This window comes from Streptomyces roseoverticillatus (assembly GCF_000719265.1).
In the GTDB taxonomy this organism is placed as follows: Bacteria; Actinomycetota; Actinomycetes; order Streptomycetales; family Streptomycetaceae; genus Streptomyces; species Streptomyces roseoverticillatus.
Genome location: NZ_JOFL01000041.1, coordinates 21,031 through 27,126 on the forward strand (window position 1 = coordinate 21,031; position 6,096 = coordinate 27,126).

The following is a 6,096-nucleotide window of genomic DNA, read 5'->3' on the forward strand; positions in this document are numbered from 1 at the left end:
ACCGTCCGGTCCTCAGCCGAAGTGCGGCTCGGCGTGCATCTCCCAGCCGAGGAGCTCCGCGTCGGAGCCGACGGCCTCCACCTCCACACCGGAGGCGTCGAGCAGCCGAGCCGCATCCCCGGCACCCAGCAGGAGCTCCCCGTCCAGCCGGACGGACCCCCGGACCACGTGCACGTACAACCAGGGCGCACCCGGCAGCGCACCCCGGGCCCCCGCCGCGAGCCGCCGCACGTGCAGCACCGCCTCCACCCCCGGCAAGCCGTACGACACGTCGTCGCCGACGCCGCGCACCACCTCGTACGAGGGCTCGCCCCCGTACTCCGACGGCGTCAGCCACATCTGCACGAAGCGGAGCGGCTCCGCGCCCTCGTTGCGCTCCGAGTGCCGGACGCCGGCCCCCGCGCTCAGCCGCTGTACGTCGCCGGGCCGCACGACCTCGACGTGTCCCGTGGAGTCCTCATGGGTGAGCTCGCCCTCGACCACCCACGTGACGATCTCGACGTCGCGGTGGGGATGCCCGGCGAACCCCGCCCCGGGCGCGAGCCGCTCCTCGTTGCAGGCCGCGAGCGGCCCGAAGCGCACGTTGTCGGGGTCGTAGAAGCCGGAGAAGGAGAAGGCGTGCCAGGTCTCGATGCCGGCGTCCGGGTCCCCGCCGCGGAAGCGTTCACCGGCTCGCTGGACGGACCGCTGTACGTGCGTCATCGGGCTACGGTAGCCCGGCGACCCCGCACCGGACCCGAATAAGGCAGGCTTGTCCCCGTGCCTGAACCCGCCGCTAACACCCCGCATCCGCACAGCGCCACCCTCCGCCGCCTGGAAAAGTCCTCCGGCACTCTGGCCGCCGCCGCCATCGCCCGGATGGACGCCCAGCTGCCGTGGTACCGGGCGATGCCCCCGGAGAACCGCTCGTGGATCGGCCTGGTCGCCCAGGCCGGCATCGCGGCCTTCACGGAGTGGTTCCGGCATCCGGAGACTCCGCAGGCCATCAGCACGGACGTGTTCGGCACGGCCCCGCGCGAGCTGACGCGGGCGATCACCCTGCGCCAGACGGTGGAGATGGTCCGCACGACCATCGAGGTCATGGAGTCGGCGATCGACGAGGTGGCGGCGCCCGGCGACGAGGGCATCCTGCGGGAGGCCCTGCTGGTCTACGCCCGCGAGATCGCGTTCGCCACCGCGCAGGTCTACGCGCAGGCCGCCGAGGCGCGCGGCGCGTGGGACGCCCGGCTGGAGTCGCTGGTGGTCAACGCGGTGCTGTCGGGCGAGGCGGACGAGGGGGCCCTGTCCCGGGCAGCGGCCCTCGGCTGGAGCGCCCCGGCGAATGTCAGCGTGGTGCTGGGCACCGCCCCGAACGGGGACAGCGAGCTGACGGTGGAGGCGATCCGGCGGGCGGCGCGGCACGCGAAGGTGCAGGTGCTGACGGGTGTGCTCGGTGACCGGCTGGTGGTCATCGCGGGCGGCTCCGACCAGCCGCTGCAGACGGCCAAGGCGCTGATCGGGCCGTTCGCGGCGGGCCCGGTGGTGGCCGGTCCGGTGGTGCCGGACCTGCTGTCGGCGACGCGCTCGGCCGCGGCGGCCGCGGCCGGCCTGAAGGCCTGCGCGGCCTGGCCGGACGCCCCCCGCCCGGTCCTTGCGGATGATCTTCTGCCGGAGCGGGCGATGGCGGGTGACACCACAGCCCGTGATCAGCTGGTGGAGGAGATCTACAGACCGCTACAGGAAGCGGGCTCGGCGCTGCTGGAAACGCTGAGTGTCTACCTGGAACAGGCGAGTAGCTTGGAAGGGGCGGCACGGATGCTGTTCGTCCACCCCAACACCGTGAGATACCGCCTCCGACGTGTGACGGACGTCACCGGCTGGTCACCCTCCGATGTCCGCTCGGCGTTCACGCTGCGAATCGCGCTCATCCTGGGGCGTCTGGCCGACACCGAGACGGCCCTTTAGCCTTTTGTCGAACGTCAACAATTCCCCTGACGGTTCTTGGTCCCCATCCCCACGGGTGGCCGGTACCGTCCACGAGAGAGAGTGTGAGGGTGCTCGTACTCGTCGCTCCCGGCCAGGGCGCTCAGACGCCCGGCTTCCTGACCCCCTGGCTCGACCTCCCCGGTGTCGAAGACCGGCTCCGTGAGTGGTCGGCCGCCATCGGCCTGGACCTCGTCCACTACGGCACGAACGCCGACGCGGACGAGATCCGCGACACCGCCGTCGCCCAGCCGCTGCTCGTGGCGTCGGCGCTGGTCTCGGCCCGGCAGCTGTTTCCGACGGCGGACGACTTCGCCCGCCTGGTGGGTGCGGCCGCGGGCCACAGCGTGGGCGAGCTCGCCGCCGCCGCGCTGACCGGTGTGCTGCCGGAGCGGTCGGCGATGGAGCTGGTCCGCAAGCGCGGTCTGGCCATGGCCGAGGCCGCGGCGGTCACCGAGACGGGCATGGCCGCCCTCCTCGGCGGCGACCCCGAGGTCGTCGTCCCGCACCTGGAGAAGCTCGGCCTGACCCCCGCGAACGTCAACGGCGCGGGCCAGATCGTGGCCGCCGGCACCGCCGAGCAGATCGCGGCGCTGGCCGAGGACAAGCCCGAGGGCACCCGCAAGGTCGTGGCGCTGAAGGTCGCGGGCGCGTTCCACACGCACCACATGGCGCCCGCCGTGTCGGCCCTGGAGGCCGCCGTGCAGGAGCTGTCCCCGGCCGACCCGCACACCCGCTACGTCTCGAACAAGGACGGCGGCGTCGTGGCCTCCGGCGCGGAGGTCGTGCAGCGGCTGGTCGGCCAGGTGGCCAACCCGGTGCGCTGGGACCTGTGCATGGAGACGTTCAAGGAGCTCGGCGTGACGGCCCTGCTCGAAGTGGCCCCCGGCGGTACGCTCACCGGCCTGGCCAAGCGCGCCCTGCCCGGCGTGAAGACCCTGGCCCTGAAGTCGCCGGCCGACCTCGACGCAGCCCGTGAGCTGATCGCCGAGTACGCCGCACCCGCCGGTTCCCCGGCCGAATAAGGAGCCTCAGAGCATGACCGCGAAGATCAAGCCGAGCAAGGGTGCCCCGTACGCGCGCATCCTCGGCGTGGGCGGCTACCGCCCCACCCGGGTGGTGCCGAACGAGGAGATCCTTAAGTACATCGACTCCTCGGACGAGTGGATCCGCTCCCGCTCCGGCATCGCGACCCGGCACTGGGCCGGCCCGGAGGAGACGGTCTCCGCGATGTCGGTCGAGGCGTCCGGCAAGGCCATCGCCGCCGCGGGCATCACCCCCGAGCAGATCGGTGCCGTGATCGTCTCGACGGTCTCGCACTTCCACCAGACCCCGGCGATCGCCACCGAGATCGCGCACAAGATCGGCGCGGGCAAGCCCGCCGCGTTCGACATCTCGGCCGGCTGCGCGGGCTTCGGCTACGGCCTGACGCTCGCCAAGAGCATGGTCGTCGAGGGCTCGGCGGAGCACGTCCTGGTGATCGGCGTCGAGCGGCTGTCGGACCTCACCGACCTGGAGGACCGCGCGACGGCCTTCCTGTTCGGCGACGGTGCGGGCGCCGTGGTCGTCGGCCCCTCGAACGAGCCGGCCATCGGCCCGACCGTGTGGGGCTCCGAGGGCGACAAGTCGCACACCATCAAGCAGACCCTGGGGTGGGACTCCTACCGCACCACCCCGGTCCCCGGCGGAAACGGTCCGGAGGCCCGCACGCCCCTGGACGAGATCCGCTACCCGGCCATCACGCAGGAGGGCCAGGCGGTGTTCCGCTGGGCCGTCTTCGAGATGGCGAAGGTCGCCCAGCAGGCGCTGGACGACGCCGGGGTCAGCGTGGAGGACCTGGACGTCTTCATCCCGCACCAGGCCAACATGCGGATCATCGACTCGATGGTCAAGACCCTCAAACTGCCGGAGAGCGTCACGGTCGCCCGTGACGTGGAGACCACGGGCAACACGTCCGCGGCCTCCATTCCCCTGGCCATGGAGCGGCTCCTGGCCACCGGCGCCGCGAAGAGCGGGGACACCGCGCTCGTCATCGGTTTCGGGGCGGGTCTCGTCTACGCCGCCACGGTCGTTACCCTCCCCTAGGCGAGATCGTCGCGATCCGGCCTCACCGCCGGGCCGCGCAGAGCTCACCGCACCAGCAGTTCTTTATCACGCAGGTTCCACCGCACAAATAGAAGGAGCGCCACATGGCCGCCACCCAGGAAGAGATCCTCAAGGGCCTCGCCGACATCGTCAACGAGATCGCCGGCATCCCGGTCGAGGACGTCAAGCTCGACAAGTCCTTCACCGACGACCTGGACGTCGACTCGCTGTCCATGGTCGAGGTCGTCGTGGCCGCCGAGGAGCGCTTCGACGTCAAGATCCCGGACGAGGACGTCAAGAACCTCAAGACCGTCGGCGACGCCGCGGCCTACATCCTGAAGCACCAGGACTGACCCGACAGCGTTCGTCGCCACCCCGGCGGTGGCGGTTTCACCAGCACCTCTACACGTGGAGACAATTCCTGTGAGCTCGACCAATCGCACCGTGGTCGTCACCGGTATCGGCGCAACCACACCGCTGGGTGGCGACAGCGCGACGACCTGGGAGGCTCTGCTCGCCGGCCGGTCCGGCGTCGGGCCCCTTGAGGGCGAGCGCTACGCCGGCCTGTCGGTCCGGATCGCCGCCGCCGCCGCGGTCGACCCCGAAGACGTCCTGCCCCGCCCGCTCGCCCGCAAGCTGGACCGCTCGGCGCAGTTCGCGCTGATCGCGGCCCGCGAGGCGTGGGCCGACGCGGGCTACACCGCCAAGGCCGGCGAGGACTCCTCCATCGCCCCCGAGCGCCTCGGCACCGTCATCGCCTCCGGCATCGGCGGCGTGACCACCCTGCTCGACCAGTACGACGTGCTCAAGGAGAAGGGCGTCCGCCGCGTCTCCCCGCACACCGTGCCCATGCTCATGCCGAACAGCCCCTCGGCCAACGTCGGCCTGGAGGTCAACGCCCAGGCGGGCGTGCACACCCCGGTCAGCGCCTGCGCCTCCGGCGCCGAGGCCATCGGCTACGCCGTCGAGATGATCCGCACCGGCCGTGCCGACGTGGTCGTCGCCGGCGGCACCGAGGCGGCGATCCACCCGCTGCCCATCACCGCCTTCGCCAACATGATGGCGATGTCCAAGAACAACGAGGAGCCCGAGAAGGCCTCCCGCCCGTACGACAAGGCCCGTGACGGCTTCGTCCTCGGCGAGGGCGCCGGCGTCGTGATCCTGGAGTCGGCCGAGCACGCCGCCCGGCGCGGCGCGCGGGTCTACTGCGAGGTCCTGGGCCAGGGCCTGTCCGCGGACAGCCACCACATCGCCCAGCCCGAGCCGACCGGCCGCGGCATCGCCGCCGCGCTGCAGAGCCTGCTCGACAACACCGACCTCAAGCCGTCCGAGGTCGTGCACCTCAACGCGCACGCCACGTCCACCCCGCAGGGTGACGCGGCCGAGATCAAGGCGCTGCGCAAGGTCCTCGGCGACGACCTCGACCACGTCGCGGTCTCCGCGACCAAGTCGATGACCGGCCACCTCCTGGGCGGTGCGGGCGGCATCGAGACGGTCATGACCGTCCTCGCCCTCCACACCCGTACGGCCCCGCCGACCATCAACGTCGACGACCTGGACGAGGACATCGACGCGGACATCGTCCGCGACGTGCCGCGCGCCCTGCCCGCCGAGGGCACGATCGCCGCGATCAACAACTCGTTCGGCTTCGGCGGCCACAACGTGGTGCTGGCGCTGCGCTCGGTCTGACCGTAGCTTCCGGCTTGTACGGCCTGCCCCGGGATCTCCCGGGGCAGGCCGTTCGGCTTATCAGACCCGTACGGGCCACGACGGTCCCTCGGGGCCGTGCGCCCACACGCATTCGCCGTCGGCCCCCGCGGTCACTCCGAGGTCGGTGAGTGCGGGGGCTCCGGCGTCCCGCCACGGCCGGAGCCGGCTGGCGCATGCCTGCCGGGGGTCGGCGGAGGCGGGCGTCGCGGTCACCTGCCGCCTCCGGGTCGGCCGTCGCCCGGGAGGGGGAGGCGCGCCCAGACCCGGGTGCCCTCGGTGGCGGCGCCGCTCTTGCTGATGCCCCAGCTGCCGTCGCATTCGTGCACGACGGCGGCGAGG

The 6,096-nt window shown here is 72.2% G+C and carries 7 protein-coding genes; 5 read left to right on the plus strand and 2 right to left on the minus strand.

Features of this window, described 5'->3' with window-relative positions:
- Positions 1 to 12: 12 nt before the first annotated feature.
- Entirely contained in the window at positions 13 to 702 is a 690-nt protein-coding gene (locus tag IF61_RS0131060; protein WP_030369896.1) for a pirin family protein, read from the minus strand.
- Between the two features lie 57 nt (positions 703 to 759).
- Here IF61_RS0131060 and IF61_RS0131065 point away from each other — a divergent pair, with 57 nt between their 5' ends.
- The 5 genes from IF61_RS0131065 (at position 760) to IF61_RS0131085 (ending at position 5,736) form a co-directional block, all read left to right on the plus strand.
- Positions 760 to 1,944 (plus strand): PucR family transcriptional regulator, encoded by a 1,185-nt coding sequence (locus IF61_RS0131065; RefSeq protein WP_030369897.1) that lies wholly within the window; start codon positions 760 to 762, stop codon positions 1,942 to 1,944.
- An 89-nt stretch (positions 1,945 to 2,033) separates the two neighbouring features.
- Entirely contained in the window at positions 2,034 to 2,987 is a 954-nt protein-coding gene (locus IF61_RS0131070; protein ID WP_030369898.1) for an ACP S-malonyltransferase, read from the plus strand.
- A 13-nt stretch (positions 2,988 to 3,000) separates the two neighbouring features.
- Positions 3,001 to 4,047, plus strand: coding sequence for a ketoacyl-ACP synthase III (locus IF61_RS0131075; RefSeq protein WP_030369899.1), 1,047 nt, complete (start codon positions 3,001 to 3,003; stop codon positions 4,045 to 4,047).
- A gap of 104 nt (positions 4,048 to 4,151) precedes the next feature.
- Positions 4,152 to 4,400 (plus strand): acyl carrier protein, encoded by a 249-nt coding sequence (locus IF61_RS0131080; protein WP_030369900.1) that lies wholly within the window; start codon positions 4,152 to 4,154, stop codon positions 4,398 to 4,400.
- A gap of 70 nt (positions 4,401 to 4,470) precedes the next feature.
- Positions 4,471 to 5,736 (plus strand): beta-ketoacyl-[acyl-carrier-protein] synthase family protein, encoded by a 1,266-nt coding sequence (locus IF61_RS0131085; protein ID WP_030369901.1) that lies wholly within the window; start codon positions 4,471 to 4,473, stop codon positions 5,734 to 5,736.
- A gap of 60 nt (positions 5,737 to 5,796) precedes the next feature.
- On the opposite strand, the gene IF61_RS36115 is transcribed toward IF61_RS0131085, so the two are convergent.
- Complete coding sequence (locus tag IF61_RS36115) at positions 5,797 to 5,970, minus strand: hypothetical protein (RefSeq protein WP_157848727.1); 174 nt, start codon at positions 5,968 to 5,970, stop codon at positions 5,797 to 5,799.
- Between the last annotated feature and the right edge of the window lie 126 nt (positions 5,971 to 6,096).